Below are 19,846 nucleotides of genomic sequence, written 5' to 3' on the forward strand. Positions count from 1 at the left end.
CAAACTTAAAAATTCAATATAAAATTACAAACTATAAATGATAAAATGAGAACGGAAGATTAAAATATTCTTAATTCTACAAAAAAACCACCTCAAAACTGAGACGGTTCAAATTTTACAAGGATATTTATTCTTAATAATCTTAACTATTGTATCAGAGTTGTTTATTCTTACTAAATAGACACCGGATATTAAAGATGAAAGATCAGTTAGCATAATATAGATATAAGTCTATGAGTTGTCTTTTATACTTTGTTATTAATATAAGCTTCTGTAGCACTTTCTGTTGAGTAAATTGTTCCGGGATTTCCTACAACAACAGAATTGGAGGGAACATCAAAATTCACATAAGAATTTGGAGCAATTAAAACATTGTTGCCAACAGTAATTCCGCCTACGATGACAGCGTTGGCTCCAATCCAGACTTCATCACCGATGATAGGAAACCCCTGAAGCTTACCACGGTTTTGCTGCCCGATGGTTACTCCCTGGGCCATATTACAGTTTTTCCCGATTTTAGCTTTAGGATTAATAACCAGGCTTCCCCAGTGTCCCAAATAAAAACCTTCCCCAATTTCAGTCTCGGGATAGATCTGATAGCCATACTTGATCTGGTAATGTCTGAGAACAATCCTCCAGAATATGCTTACAAGCGGCGTTTTCAGATGCTGCTGAGCTTTTCTGAAAACATAAATAAAATGCAGATTAGGATTGATACACTTTTTCCAGATCCCAAATGTGGAAAGCCATTTTCCGCTTTCTCTATAAAAATCTTTTTGTATAACTGTATAACCCATTTTAAAATTTATTTATAATCCATCAATGATTTCCTGAAGCTGTGCTACGGATTTCTCAAGTACAAAAGGCAGATCTGCTGATGCGATCTCTTTCTCATAATGTCCTGCAAGTTCTTTATTTGTAAGAAACTTCTTCATTCCTTCATAGATTCCGTCCTCCGAATTAGGTGTAATAAATCCTAATTTTCCTTCCTGGAGAAGATCTTTTATTCCTGAAACATCTGTAGATACAACAGGTTTATTCAAAATCAATGCTTCTGCAATAATGGTAGGAAAACCTTCATGCCTGGAAGACATTACATAAAAATCAGCCTTTTTCAGATAAGGATACGGGTTGCTCCTGAAGCCCAGCATTTTTACCGTTTCCTGAAGTCCCAGCTGATTAAGTTTTGAGTGGATATTTTCAAAATCAAAACCATCACCAATGATGATGATCTGATGTTTTAATCCTTCATCCATCAGTTTCTTATGAACATCCATCAGCCTGTCGTAGCCTTTCTGCGGATATACCGTTCCAATGGTAATAAAGGTAGGAAGGTCCTGGGTAAAAGGATAATCGTTAATGACTGTATTTGCCTTTTTTAAAGTGTCCTCTTTGTCGATAGGGTTGAAAATTTTAACAACGGCTTGTTTCTCCCTGTCATTTTGAGCAAGCTTTTGCATTTCCTCCTTCAGCTTATTGGAAATTACCAGTATTCTGTCGAACCTGAAAAGTTGCCTGATGACATCCGGAGTATATTCTTTAAGATTAAAAATGTCATTTTGGATCCATATTATTTTTTTTGAATTCTTTTGCGGGCTGGAAAGCAGTTCCCGGTACATCCCGTGGATAGCTCCTATTTCAACGTCGTATTTTTTATCTTTTAAAATGAATTTATAGAGAAGAAATGGAAACCAGAGAAACATCTTTTGGTACAGCACCCTGAATGCCTTTACAGGAATTTCATGAGGCCTGTTTGTGGTGATCATCTCACCTTTCAGCAAATAATGAAGATTCACCCATGACGGCACCTCTTTAATGTACATTCCGGTATACAGGTTAATCAGTAAATCAACTTCATATTTATCTTCAGGAAGGTTTTTGAGAAAGTTGATCAGAACTTTTTCTGCACCTCCGTGACGGAGGGAACCAATTCTTATGAGGATTTTTTTCTTTTGGGGCATAGAATGTTAGTTAGTAACGCTAATAAATTTTTCAGCTTGTGTTATCTTATTCTTCTGGCTTTTTTGAATTTATAAGGGAGGTTGGCCTTAATATATTCATCCAGTTTTTTTCTGTCTTTTTCCAGTTCCCGGGGATAGTCCGGGCTGCTTTTTAAAACAATGTCTCCATAATCTTCTATCGTGCAGAGAAACTGTGCGGGATTCCCTATGAATACTGTATTGTCCGGCATAGATTGTGACAAAACGGAATTCGCACCCAGAATACAGTTGTTTCCGATCTGTACTTCATGAGTGATCACACAGTTGATTCCGATGGTAGAATTGTTCCCGATCTTTATTCTTCCAAAAATCCTTGCATTTTCATAGCCCGGAAGCTTTCTCAGAAGGGTAGTGGTGCCGCCGTGGTTCACAAATCTTACTCCTGCGGCAATATTGACATCGTCACCTATTTCTATCAGGTAAGGTTCCGTTCCAAAATAGATTTTATCCGGCATATTGAAGTTTTTCCCAACCTTCATGCCCCGGTTTTTTGCAGCCTCAAGGCTAGCCCTGTTAAGAAAAGCATGATAAAGGGAATGTAATTTCAAAACGATTCTGTATATAAAAATCATTGTTGTAAATTTGTTTTTTACTTTTGCAAAGAAAAAGAATTTATATGATAAAAGTTTCCAAAATAGAATATTATTTGCCCGAACAGATTCTTACAAATGAGGATCTTGAGAAAGAATTTCCTGAGTGGAGCTCCGAGAGAATCCATGAAAAAATAGGCATCAGACAGCGTCATATTTCTTCAGACAGCGAGACTGTACTGGAGCTTGCCGTAAAATCTTCAGAAAAAATTTTTGAGACTTATGACAGGAATAAAGTAGACTTTGTCCTCTTCTGTACCCAAAGCCCCGATTATTTCCTTCCCACTACAGCCTGTATCCTTCAGGACAGATTGGGTCTGAGAAGAAATATAGGAGCAATAGATTTTAATTTGGGATGTTCAGGATTTGTTTATGGACTGGCTTTTGCTAAAGGATTAATAACAGCAGGTATTGCAAAAAGTATTTTATTGATCACTTCCGAAACTTATACAAAACATATCAACCCCAAAGATAAAGCCAACAGAAGTATTTTTGGAGATGCATCGGCATCAGTTATCGTAGAAAAAGATGAAAATGCCAAGGATTATCAGTTTTGCCTGGGAACAGACGGAAGCGGTGCTGAAAACCTTATTGTGAAAAAAGGCGCTTTCAAAACTAATTTTGAGCTTAATCCTGAAAATGAATTTGATCCAGAGAATCTATATATGAACGGTCCTGAAATTTTTAATTTTACCATAGAAAATATCCCGGGACTGGTAAGAGAAACCTTGGAGACAAACCGTTTGACCATGGATGATATTGACCACTTTGTTTTTCACCAGGCCAATTCTTTTATGCTGAATTATTTAAGAAAAAAGACCAAAATTCCGGCAGAAAAGTTCTATATTGACATGGAAAATACTGGAAATACGGTTTCAGCAACCATTCCAATCGCCCTGAAAAATATGCTGGACAAAGGGACGCTGAAAGAAGGAGACCGTGTATTGATAGCCGGTTTTGGAGTAGGATATTCCTGGGGCGCAACTGTACTGGAAATTTAAAATAGTAATATAAAACATAAATAAAAAAAATATGAAGACATCCGTTTTTTTAGAGAAATTACAGGAAGAATTAGAAGAAGACCAAACGCTGACGCTTGATACAAATTTGAAGGCATTAGAAAGTTATGACTCCATAAGTCTGCTTTCTGTGATTGCATTTGTAGATGAGAATTTCGATAAAAAGATCGATACAAAGCATTTTAAAGATGTAGAAACTGTTTCTGATCTTATGAATGTGATAGGCAAAGAAAACTTCGAAGATTAATGAATCCGTTTTCTTTAAAAGATAAAACAATTCTTATTACAGGCGCTTCTTCCGGTATCGGGAGAAGCTGTTCTGTAGAATGCAGCAGAAGTGGGGCAGATCTTATTCTTGTAGCAAGAAATGAGGAGGAACTGCAAAAGACAGTATCTCTGCTTGCTCCCGGTTCCAAAGCTGAAATAATCATCGCTGATATTACCAATGCTGAAAATCTGGAAGAATTGATTGCTGAAAAAATGTCCGTTCTGGGGAAAATCTCAGGGTTTATCCATTGTGCAGGGATAGAAAAAACACTTCCGCTTAAAAAGCATACACCCCAGCTTTACACTGATATTTTTGCAGTCAATGTCATTTCAGGTTTTGAAATTGCTAAAATTTTATCCCTGAAAAAATACAAAAACGAAACATCCAGTTTTGTCTTCATCTCCTCAGTAGCAGGAATGGTGGGTGAAATAGGAAAAGCTGCTTATTCAGCAAGTAAAGGAGCTGTGATTTCAGGCGCTCGTTCTCTGGCCATGGAACTTTCCAGAAGCGGCGTAAGGGTGAATAGTATCAGCCCGGCAATGGTGAATACCCCAATACTGGAAAAAATGTTTGAAAACATTGGTGAAGCCGCTGCCGAAGAGATCCTTAAAAAGCATCCGCTTGGAATCGGGCAGCCGGAAGATGTGGCCAATGCCTGTATTTTCCTGCTTTCAGATGCTTCAAAATGGATCACTGGATCCAATTTAGTCGTAGACGGAGGTTATTCTGCCCACTAATTTTTCTGGTAAAGATCCTCAAGAATTCCTTCTACAGCATCGAAAATTTTCTGATTGTCAAACTGATCCTCTATGGTTTCCAGGTTTTTTCTGATCCTTGAAATTAACTCGGGGTCCGTGAGGAAAGTTTTCATAGCAGTATACATTTCATCAGTATCATAATTGATGAGGTAACCGGTTTCCCTGTCTTTAATCATCACGCCTACATCTCCTGTATCTGTTGCAATAATCGGTTTCTGAAGAATCAATGCTTCAGCAATTACCAACGGCCAGGCTTCAGATTCTGACGGAAGAATGAAATAATCTGCATTCTTGACATAAGGATAAGGATTCATCTTATTACCGTTTAAAATAAAAGTGTCCTGCACATTATTCATACGGATCTGTTCCGTAAGGTTTTTCATTTCTTCACCGTTTCCAATAACAATAATACTGTGATGAAAACCTTCATCAATCAATCTTTTGTGGGCATCAATAAGCTTGTGATAGCCTTTCCTGTTATGAAGTCGTCCTACAGAAACAAAAACAGGTCCTTCAGGAAGAGCTTCAATCTTTTCTTCGGCCTTCTTTTTAATCTCCTCAATAGGAATGGCATTAATCACTACACTCTCTTCAGGATATTGTAATTCCGGATAGTATTTGTGCATGAGATCCTTAATCTTTTGGGAGCAGTAGATCATGTGGTCAAACTGAGGGAAATTCGTAAGGATATCAGGGACTAAAGGCTGCAAAGTAGGTACATTAATCTCAGAATGAAACCAGCCTATTTTTTTTGAAGCTGTATTGCTGGAATTGATCACGGATGAAAATGCTGAATAGGTAGGAGCAATTTCAATATCGAATTTTTTATTGCCTAAAATACGGTCGGACAATGTATGGTCTTTCAGGGCGCGGGAAAGTTTAAGCCTTCTGCGGACCAGCTGCAATTTATGAATCAGAGGATTGGTAGAGAAGTCTTCCTTTCCGTCCGTGAGGTATATTTTTTTAACATGTTCCGGGAATTCATTTCTGAGCTCGCCCTGGTTCAGATTCAAACATACGGTAATATCAAATTTTTCCGGATTAAGATTATGAAGAATGCTGAGAATCACTTTTTCCACACCACCCATTTCCATAGAACGGTGTCTGAAAAGGACTTTTATTTTTCTGTTATTCATTCTCGGGTAAAAAATTGTTGTACAAATATCTTTAATTTCTTTTTCAGTCTGTAAGAGATCGAGTTTTGATATTCTAATAAACTATAAATTTCTTTAGAATCCGTATAGCGTTCCGGAATCGCTTTTCCATTGATTGTTTTCAGATTCCTTCGCTTCATCGCATTGAAGATCACCTGAGCAAAATATTCTTTAGACTTTGGCTTATTTTCATTTTGAGAAATTCCGCCGGAATGTGCCCTGTAAAAATAATTGTTTTCATCGATAAACCGGACATCTCCTTTTTCATACATTTTCAGATACAGGTCCTGATCTTCTGCAATCCGCATGGAAGTATCTATTTTTTCTGTTTGGGTATAAATGTTTTTTCGGAATGAAACAAAATGAACAATACTTACCGGACAGTTGAAAAAATAAGGATCATTGTTAAGAACCTGTGCAGATACTTTGGGAACAGTTACCGGCTTAAGATTCTCATCACATTTCACAAATTTAGAGTACGTAAGCACTACATTCTGATCTTTCCTGAATACATTAATGCTTGAAAGAAGCGCGTCAGGCGATAGCCCGTCATCAGGATCCAGAAAGCCGCATATCTCGCCGTTGGCCAGTTCAATAAGTTTAGCTTTAGTGACTCCAACTCCTGAATTCACTTCGTTTTCAAAAATCTTGAATCTGGTGTCTCCCTTAATAAGGTCATTAATGAGTTGTAATGAATTGTCAGTGGAACAGTCGTCAAGAATAATCACTTCCCAGTTATCATATTTTTGAGAAATAATACTGTCATAGCAATCTTTAAAAAACTTTCCGTTGTTGTAATTGGCAACAAGAATTGAAAATATCATTTGAGTGTTTTAAAGTGCAAATATCTTAATTATAATCATATGAAAATCACAACACAATCTTAAAAGCGCAAAATCACTTTAAAATAGTATTTTTTTAAGGTTTTGCTCTAATAAAATAATTGCAATTGCTGTTAAATTTTAATAAAAACCTTTAGAACAGCACATATTTAAAGTCTAAAGTGATCTAAGTTAAATAAAATATTTATTTTTGCCGTATTAAAGACAACACAGTGAGTGAAATAACAAGAGTTCTCAAAACATTTATAGGATATCTGAAAAGACCCGATCTTTATCCGGAATTAGGCCGGAAAATCATTAAGAACACCGTAAACAGAGGCAATGCATTCAAAGGAAAGGAGAAAACGAATTCCTGGGCTGCAGGAAAAGCAATTTCCCAAAAGGAGGCTGTATCCAAACTTTTCGGACTTGAAATAGATGCTTTCCGTACTGATTATGCTGATGTTCTAAGAGCTGCAGAACAGCGGGAAAAAGCTTGTCCCGTAAAAATGGGAGGTCCCGGAGCTTTGGAGCTGATTTATTATGCCTGTGAATTTACCAATGCACAGCATGTAGTAGAAACAGGCGTGGCTTATGGATGGTCTTCCCTGGCCTCACTTCTTTCCCTGAACAAAAGAAACGGTACGCTCTACAGCTCAGATATGCCTTATCTGGCACAGGACGGAGATCAGTATGTAGGTTATGTAGTACCTGAAAACCTTAAAAAAGGCTGGAAACTGTTTCGTTTTGCAGATAAAGAATCACTTCCGAAGATATTTGCTGAAAATCCTGTTTTTGATGTCCTTCATTATGACTCGGATAAAAGCTATAACGGAAGAATGTGGGCATACGATGAGCTTTACAAACACCTGAAAAAAGGAGGCGTTTTCATCAGTGATGACATTGGTGACAATTCTGCTTACCAGGATTTCTGCGAAAAAAATAATATAGAAACAACCGTTGTAGAATATGAAGGAAAGTATATTGGCGTTTTTATAAAGTAATTTTTTAATTTATTACATTAAAGAAACCCCTATGCTCTTTAATTCTATTGCCTTTCTCATTTTTCTGTCTATCATTTTTATTTTATACTGGTGCGTATTTAATAAAAATTATAAGTTTCAGAATATGCTTTTGCTGGCGGCCAGTTTTTATTTCTACGGCTGCTGGGACTGGCGTTTTCTGTTTCTTCTTATGTTTTCAATCGGGCTGGACTATTTTTCCGGAATTCAGATTGAAAACAGTAAAACCAAAAAGCGGGCTACCTTCTGGCTCGTTTTAAGCATTGCTATCAATCTCGGCTTTTTAGGCTTCTTTAAATACTATAATTTTTTCATTGAGAACTTTGCTGAATTATTGAAAACATTTGGGTTTGGAGTCAACATATGGTTGTTAAAAGTGATCTTGCCTGTTGGTATTTCATTCTATACTTTCCATGGCCTTTCTTACGTAATCGATGTTTATAAAAAAAGAATTCCCGCCGAGAGAAACTATGTGGATTATGCTGTTTTTGTAAGCTACTTCCCGTTATTGGTGGCTGGTCCTATCGAAAGGGCAACTCACCTTCTTCCCCAGATCCAGCGGAACAGATCATTTAATTACGAGAAGGCCAAGGACGGGATGGCACAGATTCTTTGGGGATTTTTTAAAAAAATGGTGATCGCAGATAACTGTGCCCCTATAGTCAATGAAATATTCAATAATTACCATACAGAAAGTGCCAGTAACCTTGTTTTAGGAGCCATCCTTTTTGCTTTCCAGATCTATGGAGATTTCTCGGGTTATTCTGATATTGCGCTGGGAACATCCAGATTATTTGGAATTGAGCTTCTGAAAAACTTCTCTTACCCATATTTTTCAAGGGATATTGCAGAATTCTGGAGAAGGTGGCATATTTCACTTTCCTCGTGGTTCAGAGATTATCTCTATATACCTTTAGGTGGTAGTAAGGGCGGATTGTGGATGAAGATCAGGAACACCTTTATCATTTTTCTGGTAAGTGGTTTCTGGCATGGAGCGAACTGGACCTTCATTATCTGGGGTGGATTAAATGCTGTATTTTTTCTTCCGTTACTCATCGCAGAGAAAAACCGCCATAACCTCGAAGTTGTGGCAATGGGGAAGATCATTCCTTCATTCAGAGAGGTTTTCAGCATTCTGATGACTTTTGTCCTGACTTGTTTTGCATGGATTTTCTTTCGTGCCGCAAGCGTTTCTGATGCGATGGGATACATTAAAGGAATTTTCAGCGCGACTTTAATTTCATTTCCTACTGCATTCAGACCTGTTCTGTTTGGACTGATTATTTTCATGCTTGGAATGGAATGGATGAACAGAACGCATGATTACGGACTGAAAATTCAGGAAAGAAAACCAGCATTTCAGGCTGTTATTTACATTTTAGTCGCCTATCTGATCCTGAATTTTGCTAATTTCGGAAGTAATGAATTTATATATTTCCAGTTTTAAATGAAAAGATTTCTTTCCATATTATCTTTGTTTATAGCCATCATGTTTATCATTGGTTTGATAAAGCTTGCTTTAAGCCCGAACAGCAATTATTCTTATCCTCTTTTAAACGCAAAACTGGACTATTTAAAAAAGCATCCGGAATATAATCTTTACTTCATTGGCAGCTCAAAAATCAATAATCAGATTGACTGTAAATTAATTGATGAAAATATCAACGGTTTAAAATCATACAATTTAGGTGCAAATGCAAGCTTCAACTTAGAAAATTTCCAAACTTTGGAATATGTGCTTGGAAATTCTTCTTTCAAGCCCAAATATATCGTTCTTGAACTTCAGGATAAAATCAATATTACCAAGCTGAATGTGAAATCAGAAAGAAGTTTTGGAGCTTTTAATTTTGAAAATACCGTTTTTACCAGCCGATTTCAGAAAGAGAACGGTAATTATAAGCAGATTGTGCTCTCCTGGGTTTCATTTGTTTTAAATGTTTTTCATTTTAATAAGCATTGTGACGAAAAAGACATCCAGCATAATTATAACCGTTTTGTGGTTGAAGATCAGGGTTTTTCAGCTCTGGAATACAGTGTAGTTCCCAGAACGGAAAAAAATAAACTAGATGAGGTCATTAAAGACAGGCAGAATCGTTACCATGCAGATCATGCACAGCATACTGTGAATAACGTATTGGCGGAAAAAATTAATCAGCTTGCAGAAAAATGCGAAAAGAAAAATATACAGCTCATCATGTTTATTCCCGGACCGGCAGAGCCTGATGCAAAAAAACTTCAGGTCTATCAAAGCGCATTGAATGTTCCTGTAATCAGTCTTGTCAATCCTGATGAGTATCCGGAATTTTATCTTTACGAAAACCGTTGGGATTACGGGCATTTGAATGAAAAAGGTTCGAAAATCCTTTCCCTCAAGCTCGTTCCCCTCCTGAATAATATATTAGAAAAAAAATAAAGATAAATTATTATTTTTAAGCATTTAATTAAACCATCTCAGGCTGTTGGATCAGCTTTCATGAATGAAGATAAGTCAGATCACCTTTACCCGTTTCCTTGCGGCTTTAGCCATAGTTATTTCTCATTTTAATAAAGATATGTTTGTTTATAAAACAGATTATATAGCAGATGTCTTTTTAAAAGCCAATGTAGGAGTGAGCTATTTCTTTATCCTTTCGGGTTTTATTATGATCGTGGCTTACCATAAAAAGGAAAAGATTCAATATTTCGAGTATTACAAGAACCGTTTTGCAAGGATCTATCCGCTGTACGTACTGGGACTGCTTCTTTATCTGGTAACCCGCTATTCCAATTTCAATATCGGGAATGTGTTTCTGTATCTCTTTGGGCTGCAGAGCTGGATTCCCGGCAAGGCTATGATTCTGAATTTTCCGGGATGGTCTATTTCCGTAGAATTTCTATTCTATCTGATTTTTCCGGTGCTTTACAACTATTTTTATTCCAAAAAAAATAAAAGCATTTGGGTGGCCGGAATTGTTTTATGGATCGTTACGCAGGTATTTTCCCATCTTTATTTTGTTTCCCCGTCTTATAAAGGTCCGCATACGGAAAGCCATGAATTCCTGTATTATTTTCCACTGATGCATGTAAGTGAATTCCTGGTTGGAAATCTTGCCGGACTGTTTTTTGTAAAGAATTTTAAGCAGAAAAATTATGATATTCCTGTGATCCTGATCTTTTCGGCCATTATGCTTGCGCTGATCTTTGTTCCGCTTTTCTATCATAACGGACTGATGGCAGTGCTTTTTATTCCTCTTATTATCTTGATTTCCCGGAATAATGGACTGGTGACCAAGCTTTTTTCGCTCAAACCGCTGGAATATCTGGGTGAGGCAAGTTATGCCGTTTATATTACTCATATTCCCGTTTTGTATATTCTGAGAGAGATTTTAAAGAGACAAAATAACCGGCTGGATATCAATACTGTATTCTGGATCTATCTGATTGTTCTTGTCCTGACGTCTATATTGTTTTACCAATTTATTGAAAAACCGCTGCGGGACTATCTTAAAAAAGTAAATATCAGATAAAATCTTTATTTTTGTATCAAAGCAAACACAATGAAAAAAAAGAAAAACGTTCCCAATACGTATCAATCATACATTTACAGTCACGATTCCGTAGAGCCGGAGACTTTTAAAAACAACAGAGAGGGACTTACAGAATTGGGAGCCGGTACATTCATATTTTAATAAAATAAAGAATTCATGTACAAAACGTTTTCAGAACTGAAAAAAGAACTCCGCAAAGACATTCCTCAACTTAAAAAGATCAGGGTTGCCCTACTGGGTGATACCGCTACACAGTTTCTCAATATTGCTTTGAAGGGAACTGCCCGTAACGAAGGTTTTGAATTTGAGATTTTCGAGGCAGATTTTGGACAGATTTCACGACAGATTTTAGATCCTTCCTCAGAATATTATGAGTTCAAGGCAGATTATACCATCATTTTTGAATCGTCACACAAGCTTTTAAGCCAATATTATAAATCTTACAATACGCAGGTTTCTTTTGCTGAAAACAAGATATTCTACATTGAAGACCTTTACCGGAACATTCAGAGCAGAACTAAAAGCAGGGTGATCTACTGTAATTTTCCAGTGATTAATAATCAGGTTTTCGGGAATTTTTCCAATAAGGTAGAGTCTTCCTTTGTCTTTCAGCTGAATAAACTTAATTATCTGCTGTCAGCGGAAATTGCTATTAAAAATGATAATTTCTTCATTGCAGATCTTCTTTCGATCCAGAATAAATGGGGAAGAGATTTTATGTTCTCCCCAAGCATTTATGTCAATACGGAAATGGTGCTTTCACTGGATGCCCTGCCGATCGTAGCTCATCACATCACCGGAATTATCTCTTCTCTGGAAGGCAAGTTTAAAAAATGCCTGATTTTGGATCTTGATAATACAACCTGGGGTGGGATTATTGGTGATGACGGTCTTGAAAAAATCCAGATAGGAAGTCTTGGAATAGGGAAAGCATTTACAGAGTTTCAATACTGGGTAAAAGCATTGCAAAAAAGAGGGATAATCCTTGCAATATGCAGTAAAAATGACGAAGATAAAGCCAAAGAGCCTTTTGAAAAACATCCGGATATGGTCCTTAAGCTGGACGATATTGCTGTTTTCGTGGCCAATTGGGATAATAAAGCAGATAATATCAGGAAGATCCAGAGCATTCTGAATATCGGATTTGATTCCATGGTATTTCTGGATGATAATCCTTTTGAAAGAAATATTGTTCGTGAAAATCTTCCTGAGGTATGCGTTCCTGAACTTCCTGAAGATCCTGCAGAATATCTGGAATATTTATATGGCTTAAATCTGTTTGAGTCCGCCAGTTTTTCAGAAAATGACGCAGAAAGAACGAAACAATACCAGGTGGAAGCGCAGCGAGCCGTTGATCTGGACAGTTTTACCAACGTGGAAGACTTCCTGAAAAGTATGGCAATGATTTCTGATGTAAAGCCGTTCGACAGTTTTTCAAAACCCCGGGTTTCCCAACTGACGCAGCGTTCCAATCAGTTTAATCTGAGAACAGTACGGTATTCAGAACAGGATATTGAAAGCCTGATGAATTCTGAAAAACATTATACCTTTTCTTTCACATTGGAAGATAAATATGGCGATAACGGACTGATCTGTGTGATCGTTCTGGAAAAAGAAAATCCGGAAACTCTTTTCATCAACACCTGGCTGATGAGCTGCCGTGTCCTGAAAAGAGGAATGGAAGATTTTACACTGAACACGATCGTGGCAACCGCCAGAAAAAACGGTTACAAATATGTGGTTGGAGAATATCTTTCCACCGCCAAAAACCAGATGGTAAAAGACCATTATGAAAGACTGGGATTTACAGAACAGGATGAAAAATGGATCCTGGACGTAGACCATTACGAATCTAAACAAGTATATATCAACAATAAATAAATTACACCTACATGAACAAAGATGAAATTTTAGCGAAACTGACAGGTATTTTCCATGATGAACTGGATAATGATGACATTGTATTAAGTTTTGAAACTACAGCAGAAGATGTAGAAGAGTGGGACTCTCTTTCCCATATTCAGCTGATTGTAGCGGTAGAAAAAGCTTTTGGCGTACGTTTCACTTCGTCAGAGATCCAGAGCTGGAATAATGTTGGAGAAATGATAGACTGTATACTTGCGAAATAATGATACTTCAGGAAAACCAGGCTTTTAGGCATCAGTTTAAAGTAGATGAACAGGTTTACAGCGGTTTCATCTCTGTTTTTGAAGATCGGAATTCTCTGCATACCGATGAGGAATTTGCAAAGAATAAAGGCTTTCGGTCTAAAGTGATGCACGGTAATATTCTGAATGGTTTTCTTTCGTATTTTATCGGTGAACTGCTTCCTACAGAGGATGTGATGATCCTTTCACAGACAATTAATTTTAAAAATCCGGTGTATCTGGATGATGTTTTAAATTTTGAAGCGGTGGTGACCGATCAGTCGGAAGCCGTGCGGGTGAATACATTCGCTTTTAAATTCATCAATGCAGATCTTAAAACGGTAGCATCAGGTAAAATCCAAATCAAAGAATTCTAGTGAAAAAAGTGGTGTTGACCGGAGGTTCATCCGGAATTGGTAAAGAGATCAATCTTTTTCTTTTGGAAAAGGGTTACGAAGTATTATTTACTTATTGTCATTCTGAACAGCCTGCAAAGGAAATAGAAGACAAGTTTCCCGGTGCAAAGGCATTTAAGATTGACTTTACTCTGGAAGGCCAAATGGCTGGTTTTTTGTCTGAAATAGAAGCTTTTGATCCGGATATTCTGATCAATAATTATTACAGCGGTACATTCATCAACACCTATTTCCATAAAACAGAGGCGGAAAAGATCCTTGAAGAGTTTAAGCATAATGTAATGCCGGCTCTTGAGGTGACCCAAAAATGCATTCCTATTTTCAGGAAGAAAAAACTGGGAAGAATTATCAATATCCTTTCTTCATCAATGATTTCCCCTGCGATGGGAACTTCCGTTTATAATTCCAATAAAGCTTATCTGCTTCAGATGAGCAAAAGCTGGGCAGTGGAGAATGTGAAGTTCGGGATTACATGCAATTCTGTTTCTCCATCTTTTATCCCGACAGATTTTCACAAGAATATGGATGACAGGATGAAAGATATGATCATTTCCGGATATCCCCTGAAAGATAAGCTGGAAGGTAGTGATGTCGCCAATATCATTGAGCTGTGCATCAACGGTGGAAAACATTTTAACGGAAACCACCTTTTTGTGGATGCTTCCCACTATTAATGAGACTTTAAACACAGATCAATGCAGTTTACTTCTATCGCTTTTACCCTTTTTTTTACTTTTGTTTTCGGGCTTTACTGGTTTATATGCCGAAAGAACCTGAAACTACAAAATATCCTGCTCCTGATTTCCAGCTATGTCTTTTATGGCTTTTGGGACTGGAGATTTCTGGCACTTCTGGCCGGAAGTTCTGCTATCGCTTATTACCTGGGTCTTAAAATTGGCGGAAGCGAAGGGAAAACTAAAAAAATATACATCAATTTAGGGTTGATCCTGGCGATTGGAACCCTTTTTTATTTTAAATATTTCGGATTTTTTATTGACTCATTTGCGAATCTGTTTCATATTAAAAATACACTGACCCTTAATATTATTTTACCTTTGGGAATCAGTTTTTATACCTTCAGAATCATCAGTTATTTCCTGGATCTGAAAAACAATAAGCTGAAGCCGGAAACAGATGTTCTGGCCTTCTTCAATTATATTGCTTTCTTCCCGAGTATGACCTCCGGACCGATTGATAAAGGAAGTTTGCTGCTTCCACAATTGAAAAAAGAAAGAGTTTTTACGGAAGAAATGGCTGCTGATGCAGCAAGACAGATCCTTTACGGAGCCTTCAAAAAGCTGGTGATTGCCAACAGCATTACACCCATCACACAAAATATTTTTCAGAATTACGAGACCCTTTCCGGAAGTACGGTGGCATTGGGTGCCATTCTTTTCCTTTTTGAACTGTATGCAGACTTTTCGGGATATTCTGATATGGCAATAGGATTTGCAAGACTTCTGGGATTTAAAATTACCAAAAACTTTGCCTTTCCGCTTTTTGCACAGAATATTGCAGAATACTGGCGAAAGTGGCACATATCGCTTACTTCATGGCTTACTGAGTATGTTTTTACTCCTTTGGTTATTCAGTTCAGGGATCATGGGAAAAGAGGGCTTATCGCCGCTATTATTCTGAATTTTATTTTAATAGGGGCGTGGCACGGTCCTAGATTTACATTCATCATATTCGGATTGCTTCATGGGATTTATTATATTCCTCTGATCGTAAGGGATAAACTGAACAAGAAGAAAAAATTCTCAGGGAGTTTCCCTACCTTGAAAGAGCTGGGAAATATACTGTTGACAATGATGATGGTCTGTTTTGCTCTGGTACTTTTTGCCGCACCTGACCTGAAGGCTGCTTTGGGCATGTATGGAAGAATTTTCAGCTTCTCCCTGTTTTCCATTCCTCAGTTTATCAAGATTAAAATATTGGGATTGATTGGAATTTTAATTTTAATCGATTGGATGAATAAAGATCAGGAACACGGGCTTGATATTAAAAGGTTTAATCCATGGATGAGAAGAGGTTTTTATGTTTTTCTGATCTTCATGATTATGTATTACGGTGTGTTTTCTAACGGAAGCTTTATCTACGAACAGTTTTAATATGAAAAAATTTTTATTTAAAATATCGTTTTATATTATTGGAATCCTTGCCGTTATGCTATTCCTTGGAACCTATGCAGATGGCAATACAGACGATAATTACAGGCACTTTGCTGTAGAAAAACCTCAAAATATCATTTTAGGAGATTCCAGAAGTGTGCAGGGAGTCGTTCCGGAAGTTTTGAAAGAAAAACTGTCTGTTCCTTTTGATAATTTTTCGCTAAATATTGTACAGTCTCCTTACGGGCAAATCTATTTAAAAGCATTGAAAAGAAAACTGGATCCGGAGACCCAAAATGGAACTTTCATCCTGGCCGTAAGTCCCTGGAATCTGGCACTGAACAATATTGTAAAGAGGACAGAAGACTTTCCGGAAGAAAATTCTCCGTTTAAGAATATGTATTTTTATAATATGTCGCCCAATTATGAATACCTGCTCAAAAATTTTGATAAAAGCTGGTTTAGGATATATCTTGACAGGGAAGCGGTGGGGAGATCCAATACCTATCTTCATAAAGACGGTTGGATGGAAGTGAATATAAATATGAGTAAAGATTCAGTAGCTGCCAGAACTGCTATAAAAACAGAGTATTATAAGTTACTGCTGGGAAATTTTTCTCTTTCTAAAGAACGTCTGAAGGCACTCAACGAAATGATAGATTATCTGAAACCTAAAGGGAAGATATACCTCGTACGGATTCCTGTTTCAGAAAATATCATAGCTTTGGAGAACAAAAAATTCCCGGAATTCAGCAGAATGATGCAAAACCTTTCAAAGGAAAAGAACATAAAATTCTATGATTTTTCAGGCCACGCCAATGATTTTACCTATATAGACGGAAACCATATGTACAAAGAGTCCGGAAAAGTTTTTACGGCACAAATAGCGGATTCAGTGAAGGCAGACCAGAGAAAATTAAAATAAGCTGTCTCTGAAATTAATATTATAAAGACCGGAACGTATACTTATGAAATCTGTAACCAGATATTTCAAGATCATGCCCCATTTTTCCATAAAAGGCGCATTGGCAATCTGAAAACTGCGGTACATTCTGTTGATATGCTGCTTTACATCATCCGGCATAGTAGGCTCCTGAGCAGCCCAGCTATCTACCTCCTTCCAAAAAAGAATTCTGGTAGTTGATGGTTTTATTTTTTTAGAATCTATCTGAGTGATCCTGTTGTTCTCATGCACTCCTCTTACTGCCACCGCTTTGTCTAAAATTCCCGGATACAGGTCAAGATAGTAGGAGAGCCGGTAAAGAAATTCACTGTCCTGATGAAGTCTTAAATTGGTCAGGAACATATTTTCCATTTTTCTCATTAAAGGCTCCTTCCGTATGGTAAGCGCATCAATACTGAAAAGGCCAAAGCTTCCCAGCATATAAATCTGTCCAAGAAAAACTTCCCTGGGACTGTGTCTTTTATAAACGGTAGTTAATTTGTCTTCAAATAAAGAATAGTACTGCTCTTTTGCTTTTTCAGAATAATAATGAACACCCAAAGCTCCATAAACCCCTTCGATCTCAGGTTTTTGGAAAAGCTCTTTTTCTGCATCAAATCTGTTGGGAAGATAATAATCATCTGCATCCAGAAAAGCAATAAAATCTCCGGTAGATTTTTCTATTCCCAGGTTTCTGCTTGGACCTGCCCCATGATTTCCTTTATCAGGATGCTGATATAGTTTTACCCTGTCATATTTTTCAGCAAGTTGTAAACATACCTGCAAAGCGTTGTCAGGAGATTGGTCTTCCACCAGAATGATTTCGTGCACTTCATCAAACTGAAGGGCAGATTCTACAGCCTGAGAAACAAATTTTTCAGCATTGTAAACGGGAATTATTACTGAGATTTTCATTTATCTATTAACGGTTTTAGGAACAAATATAGCAAAGTAATCAGTTTATAATCATTGCGCTACAGATTATTTTTTGTGTTATAAAATTAGGGTATGCTTGAAGTTAATATTATACAAACCAGACCTCATGCTTTTGTAGTCTGTGAACAGATATTTTATTACCATTCCCCATTTTTTTAATTTGGGAGCTTTAGCAATTTCAAAGCTGCGGAGCATCCTTTTGATGTGGAGCATGGCATCTTCCGGAACAGTCGTTTCCTGGTTTGCCCATCTATAAACCTCGGTCCATAGGATTGTTCTGGAGATCGCCGGATCTACGATGCGGGTATCTACTTTGGTAATCCTGTTGTGCTCATGTACCCCTCTTATGGCTACGGCTTTATCTAAACTTCCAGGGTAGAGGTCAAGGTAATAAGAAAGGCGAAACAAAAATTCTGTATCCTCATGAAGTTTTAAATGGGGTTTGAACAGCATATTCATTTTTTTGAATAGCGTATCTCTTCGGATAGTAAGCGTATCAATACTAAAAAGCCCAAAAGCACCCAGCATATGGATCTGTCCGAAAAAAACATCTGTGGGAGGATGTACTTTGTAAACAGTAGTCAGTCTGTCCCCAAATACCCGATAATACTGTTCTTTAGCTTTTTCAGAATAGTACTGTACACCCAGAGCTCCGTAGACGCCTTCTACTGCAGGATTTTGGAAAAGTTCTTTTTCACTGTCAAAACGGTTGGGGAGATAATAATCATCAGCATCTAAAAATGCCAAAAAATCCCCCGTTGCTTTTTCTATTCCCAGATTCCTGCTCGCTCCGGCACCATGATTCTCCTTGTCCGGATGTTGATACAATTTTACCTTTTCATATTTTTCGGAAAGATTTCTGCATATCAGAAGAGCATCATCCGGAGATTTATCCTCAACCAGAATAACCTCATAAACCTCGTCAAACTGAAGAGCAGATTCTACAGCATGAGAAACAAATTTTTCTGCATTATAAACAGGAATAATTACTGATATCTTCATTTTAACAATTAAAATAATATATATGTTCTATACGAAATCTTTTTTTTGTGGCTCTAAATGTTGTTTTCTCATTACAAAATAATATAAAATATGCCAATTACAACAATAAATTTTATTAAAGAGGAAATATAAAATATCTGTCTGCTTTAGTTTTTTATAAACAAACCTTTCCTCAGAGTCTATAGTTTATAAGTTTCACGAATGGGTATAAGTGAACCGGTATTGTGTTTTTAAAATTTTGGGGTTTTTAAGAATAGCTGTAAAAAGAGTTATCATTTTAGAAAAACCTTTTTTTTGAGATAGCTCAAAAGCCTTTTTCTTAAGATAAATATGTTCTGAAATATCCCGATCCAGTCGGTTTTCTTGTGACCATTGATACAGGGAATTCCAAAAAAGAAACTGTCTTTGATTATACTGCGGAGAATACTTAACGATTTTTGTAATTCTGTTATCATCATGAATCCCTCTCATAGCTACAGGTTGATCTATAATTCCGGATTTTAAATGACAGTGAAAAGCCAGTTTAATGATAAAATCAGAATCCTGATGTACACGGAGTTCTTCGTTAAACTTCAAGTTGTATTTCTCAAGAGCCGAATTTCTTATGGTAAGCGCATCCAAAGTGAAAAAACTGCCGAATGCAGTTGGTGTTTTTCCTAAAAGGCCCCTGAATACTTCATGTCCTTCTGCCGGATAATTAACGGTAAGGAGATGATTGTCAATTAATATTAGATAAAAAATCCTCCCGGCCTTTTTCTGTCAGAAATTCAGTGCCGATCGCATTAAAAACACCTTCTATATCGGAATTCTTAAAATGCTCTTTTTCTGCATCAAATCTATTAGATAGAAAATAATCGTCAGCATCCAGGAATGCAATGAAATCTCCGGAAGCTTTTTCTATTCCAAGGTTTCTGCTGGCTCCGGCACCATGATTTTTTTTATCAGAATGTTGAAAAAGCTGAACCCGTTCATGCTTTTGGGCAAGTTCCAGACATACCGTAAGCGCGTGGTCAGGTGATCCGTCTTCAATCAGGATTACTTCATCCACTTCATCAAACTGAAGCACAGAATTTACAGCCTTTGTAACATATTTTTCTGCATTGTATACGGGAATGATCACTGATATCTTCAT

23 protein-coding genes are annotated in these 19,846 nt (G+C 37.1%); 14 read left to right on the forward strand and 9 right to left on the reverse strand.

Annotation, left to right across the window (positions count from 1 at the left end; translation table 11 throughout):
* Positions 1–245: 245 nt before the first annotated feature.
* The 3 genes from QF044_RS19830 to QF044_RS19840 are packed head-to-tail and all read right to left on the reverse strand — an operon-like array spanning position 246 to position 2,572.
* Complete coding sequence (locus QF044_RS19830; RefSeq protein WP_307271083.1) at positions 246–797, reverse strand: serine acetyltransferase; 552 nt, start codon at positions 795–797, stop codon at positions 246–248.
* Positions 798–809: 12 nt separating this feature from the next.
* A complete protein-coding gene (locus tag QF044_RS19835) occupies positions 810–1,961 on the reverse strand; it encodes a glycosyltransferase (protein WP_307271086.1) in 1,152 nt (383 codons plus the stop codon).
* A 41-nt stretch (positions 1,962–2,002) separates the two neighbouring features.
* A complete protein-coding gene (locus tag QF044_RS19840) occupies positions 2,003–2,572 on the reverse strand; it encodes a DapH/DapD/GlmU-related protein (protein ID WP_307271089.1) in 570 nt (189 codons plus the stop codon).
* A gap of 44 nt (positions 2,573–2,616) precedes the next feature.
* Here QF044_RS19840 and QF044_RS19845 point away from each other — a divergent pair, with 44 nt between their 5' ends.
* The 3 genes from QF044_RS19845 to QF044_RS19855 are packed head-to-tail and all read left to right on the forward strand — an operon-like array spanning position 2,617 to position 4,614.
* On the forward strand, positions 2,617–3,591 hold the full coding sequence (locus QF044_RS19845; protein WP_307271091.1) for a ketoacyl-ACP synthase III: 975 nt from the start codon (positions 2,617–2,619) through the stop codon (positions 3,589–3,591).
* A 31-nt stretch (positions 3,592–3,622) separates the two neighbouring features.
* Positions 3,623–3,856, forward strand: coding sequence for a phosphopantetheine-binding protein (locus QF044_RS19850; protein ID WP_307271093.1), 234 nt, complete (start codon positions 3,623–3,625; stop codon positions 3,854–3,856).
* On the forward strand, positions 3,856–4,614 hold the full coding sequence (locus QF044_RS19855) for an SDR family NAD(P)-dependent oxidoreductase (RefSeq protein ID WP_307271095.1): 759 nt from the start codon (positions 3,856–3,858) through the stop codon (positions 4,612–4,614). Before QF044_RS19850 ends, QF044_RS19855 begins: the two co-directional genes overlap by 1 nt.
* Here the strand turns inward: QF044_RS19855 and QF044_RS19860 are convergent.
* Positions 4,611–5,771, reverse strand: a complete 1,161-nt coding sequence (locus QF044_RS19860; RefSeq protein WP_307271097.1) for a glycosyltransferase — start codon at positions 5,769–5,771, stop codon at positions 4,611–4,613. The genes QF044_RS19855 and QF044_RS19860 overlap by 4 nt on opposite strands.
* Positions 5,768–6,613 (reverse strand): glycosyltransferase, encoded by an 846-nt coding sequence (locus QF044_RS19865; RefSeq protein ID WP_307271100.1) that lies wholly within the window; start codon positions 6,611–6,613, stop codon positions 5,768–5,770. The genes QF044_RS19860 and QF044_RS19865 overlap by 4 nt, the downstream gene beginning before the upstream one ends.
* A 230-nt stretch (positions 6,614–6,843) precedes the next feature.
* Here QF044_RS19865 and QF044_RS19870 point away from each other — a divergent pair, with 230 nt between their 5' ends.
* The 11 genes from QF044_RS19870 to QF044_RS19920 all read left to right on the forward strand — a co-directional run bounded on the left by QF044_RS19870 (position 6,844) and on the right by QF044_RS19920 (position 16,758).
* Positions 6,844–7,614 carry a class I SAM-dependent methyltransferase gene (locus QF044_RS19870; RefSeq protein ID WP_307271103.1) on the forward strand — a complete coding sequence of 257 codons (771 nt, stop codon included), beginning with the start codon at positions 6,844–6,846 and terminating at the stop codon, positions 7,612–7,614.
* 31 nt (positions 7,615–7,645) lie between these two features.
* A complete protein-coding gene (locus QF044_RS19875; protein ID WP_307271106.1) occupies positions 7,646–9,079 on the forward strand; it encodes an MBOAT family protein in 1,434 nt (477 codons plus the stop codon).
* Positions 9,080–10,045 carry a hypothetical protein gene (locus tag QF044_RS19880; RefSeq protein ID WP_307271109.1) on the forward strand — a complete coding sequence of 322 codons (966 nt, stop codon included), beginning with the start codon at positions 9,080–9,082 and terminating at the stop codon, positions 10,043–10,045. It abuts the gene before it with no gap.
* A gap of 64 nt (positions 10,046–10,109) precedes the next feature.
* Positions 10,110–11,138: an acyltransferase gene (locus QF044_RS19885; protein WP_307271111.1), complete on the forward strand. Its 1,029-nt coding sequence runs from the start codon at positions 10,110–10,112 to the stop codon at positions 11,136–11,138.
* Between the two features lie 30 nt (positions 11,139–11,168).
* Positions 11,169–11,300 (forward strand): hypothetical protein, encoded by a 132-nt coding sequence (locus QF044_RS19890; RefSeq protein ID WP_307271114.1) that lies wholly within the window; start codon positions 11,169–11,171, stop codon positions 11,298–11,300.
* Positions 11,301–11,315: 15 nt separating this feature from the next.
* A complete protein-coding gene (locus QF044_RS19895; protein ID WP_307271116.1) occupies positions 11,316–13,040 on the forward strand; it encodes an HAD family hydrolase in 1,725 nt (574 codons plus the stop codon).
* An 11-nt stretch (positions 13,041–13,051) separates the two neighbouring features.
* On the forward strand, positions 13,052–13,288 hold the full coding sequence (locus tag QF044_RS19900; RefSeq protein WP_307271118.1) for an acyl carrier protein: 237 nt from the start codon (positions 13,052–13,054) through the stop codon (positions 13,286–13,288).
* A complete protein-coding gene (locus QF044_RS19905; protein WP_307271120.1) occupies positions 13,288–13,683 on the forward strand; it encodes a MaoC/PaaZ C-terminal domain-containing protein in 396 nt (131 codons plus the stop codon). Before QF044_RS19900 ends, QF044_RS19905 begins: the two co-directional genes overlap by 1 nt.
* Entirely contained in the window at positions 13,683–14,396 is a 714-nt protein-coding gene (locus QF044_RS19910; protein ID WP_307271122.1) for an SDR family oxidoreductase, read from the forward strand. The genes QF044_RS19905 and QF044_RS19910 overlap by 1 nt, the downstream gene beginning before the upstream one ends.
* Before the next feature lie 21 nt (positions 14,397–14,417).
* Positions 14,418–15,833, forward strand: a complete 1,416-nt coding sequence (locus tag QF044_RS19915; RefSeq protein ID WP_307271125.1) for an MBOAT family protein — start codon at positions 14,418–14,420, stop codon at positions 15,831–15,833.
* 1 nt (position 15,834) lies between these two features.
* A complete protein-coding gene (locus tag QF044_RS19920) occupies positions 15,835–16,758 on the forward strand; it encodes a hypothetical protein (RefSeq protein ID WP_307271127.1) in 924 nt (307 codons plus the stop codon).
* On the opposite strand, the gene QF044_RS19925 is transcribed toward QF044_RS19920, so the two are convergent.
* From QF044_RS19925 to QF044_RS19940, 4 genes are all read right to left on the reverse strand, one after another.
* Positions 16,750–17,691 (reverse strand): glycosyltransferase family 2 protein, encoded by a 942-nt coding sequence (locus QF044_RS19925; RefSeq protein WP_307271130.1) that lies wholly within the window; start codon positions 17,689–17,691, stop codon positions 16,750–16,752. The two genes, QF044_RS19920 and QF044_RS19925, sit on opposite strands and share 9 nt — an antisense overlap.
* 78 nt (positions 17,692–17,769) lie before the next feature.
* On the reverse strand, positions 17,770–18,714 hold the full coding sequence (locus QF044_RS19930) for a glycosyltransferase family 2 protein (protein WP_307271132.1): 945 nt from the start codon (positions 18,712–18,714) through the stop codon (positions 17,770–17,772).
* A 195-nt stretch (positions 18,715–18,909) separates the two neighbouring features.
* Positions 18,910–19,290 carry a hypothetical protein gene (locus QF044_RS19935; RefSeq protein WP_307271135.1) on the reverse strand — a complete coding sequence of 127 codons (381 nt, stop codon included), beginning with the start codon at positions 19,288–19,290 and terminating at the stop codon, positions 18,910–18,912.
* Positions 19,291–19,432: 142 nt separating this feature from the next.
* Positions 19,433–19,846, reverse strand: a complete 414-nt coding sequence (locus QF044_RS19940) for a glycosyltransferase family 2 protein (protein WP_307271138.1) — start codon at positions 19,844–19,846, stop codon at positions 19,433–19,435.

Origin of the sequence: Chryseobacterium sp. W4I1 (genome assembly GCF_030816115.1) — a bacterium.
Lineage (GTDB): Bacteria > Bacteroidota > Bacteroidia > Flavobacteriales > Weeksellaceae > Chryseobacterium.

Excerpts from the sequence above, each read along its gene's own strand:
- QF044_RS19830 (WP_307271083.1), bottom strand. The coding sequence starts at position 797 with ATGGGTTATACAGTTATACAAAAAGATTTTTATAGAGAAAGCGGAAAA.
- QF044_RS19835 (WP_307271086.1), bottom strand. The coding sequence starts at position 1,961 with ATGCCCCAAAAGAAAAAAATCCTCATAAGAATTGGTTCCCTCCGTCAC.
- QF044_RS19840 (WP_307271089.1), bottom strand. The coding sequence starts at position 2,572 with ATGATTTTTATATACAGAATCGTTTTGAAATTACATTCCCTTTATCAT.
- QF044_RS19845 (WP_307271091.1), top strand. The coding sequence starts at position 2,617 with ATGATAAAAGTTTCCAAAATAGAATATTATTTGCCCGAACAGATTCTT.
- QF044_RS19850 (WP_307271093.1), top strand. The coding sequence starts at position 3,623 with ATGAAGACATCCGTTTTTTTAGAGAAATTACAGGAAGAATTAGAAGAA.
- QF044_RS19855 (WP_307271095.1), top strand. The coding sequence starts at position 3,856 with ATGAATCCGTTTTCTTTAAAAGATAAAACAATTCTTATTACAGGCGCT.
- QF044_RS19860 (WP_307271097.1), bottom strand. The coding sequence starts at position 5,771 with ATGAATAACAGAAAAATAAAAGTCCTTTTCAGACACCGTTCTATGGAA.
- QF044_RS19865 (WP_307271100.1), bottom strand. The coding sequence starts at position 6,613 with ATGATATTTTCAATTCTTGTTGCCAATTACAACAACGGAAAGTTTTTT.
- QF044_RS19875 (WP_307271106.1), top strand. The coding sequence starts at position 7,646 with ATGCTCTTTAATTCTATTGCCTTTCTCATTTTTCTGTCTATCATTTTT.
- QF044_RS19880 (WP_307271109.1), top strand. The coding sequence starts at position 9,080 with ATGAAAAGATTTCTTTCCATATTATCTTTGTTTATAGCCATCATGTTT.
- QF044_RS19885 (WP_307271111.1), top strand. The coding sequence starts at position 10,110 with ATGAAGATAAGTCAGATCACCTTTACCCGTTTCCTTGCGGCTTTAGCC.
- QF044_RS19890 (WP_307271114.1), top strand. The coding sequence starts at position 11,169 with ATGAAAAAAAAGAAAAACGTTCCCAATACGTATCAATCATACATTTAC.
- QF044_RS19895 (WP_307271116.1), top strand. The coding sequence starts at position 11,316 with ATGTACAAAACGTTTTCAGAACTGAAAAAAGAACTCCGCAAAGACATT.
- QF044_RS19900 (WP_307271118.1), top strand. The coding sequence starts at position 13,052 with ATGAACAAAGATGAAATTTTAGCGAAACTGACAGGTATTTTCCATGAT.
- QF044_RS19905 (WP_307271120.1), top strand. The coding sequence starts at position 13,288 with ATGATACTTCAGGAAAACCAGGCTTTTAGGCATCAGTTTAAAGTAGAT.
- QF044_RS19915 (WP_307271125.1), top strand. The coding sequence starts at position 14,418 with ATGCAGTTTACTTCTATCGCTTTTACCCTTTTTTTTACTTTTGTTTTC.
- QF044_RS19920 (WP_307271127.1), top strand. The coding sequence starts at position 15,835 with ATGAAAAAATTTTTATTTAAAATATCGTTTTATATTATTGGAATCCTT.
- QF044_RS19925 (WP_307271130.1), bottom strand. The coding sequence starts at position 17,691 with ATGAAAATCTCAGTAATAATTCCCGTTTACAATGCTGAAAAATTTGTT.
- QF044_RS19930 (WP_307271132.1), bottom strand. The coding sequence starts at position 18,714 with ATGAAGATATCAGTAATTATTCCTGTTTATAATGCAGAAAAATTTGTT.
- QF044_RS19940 (WP_307271138.1), bottom strand. The coding sequence starts at position 19,846 with ATGAAGATATCAGTGATCATTCCCGTATACAATGCAGAAAAATATGTT.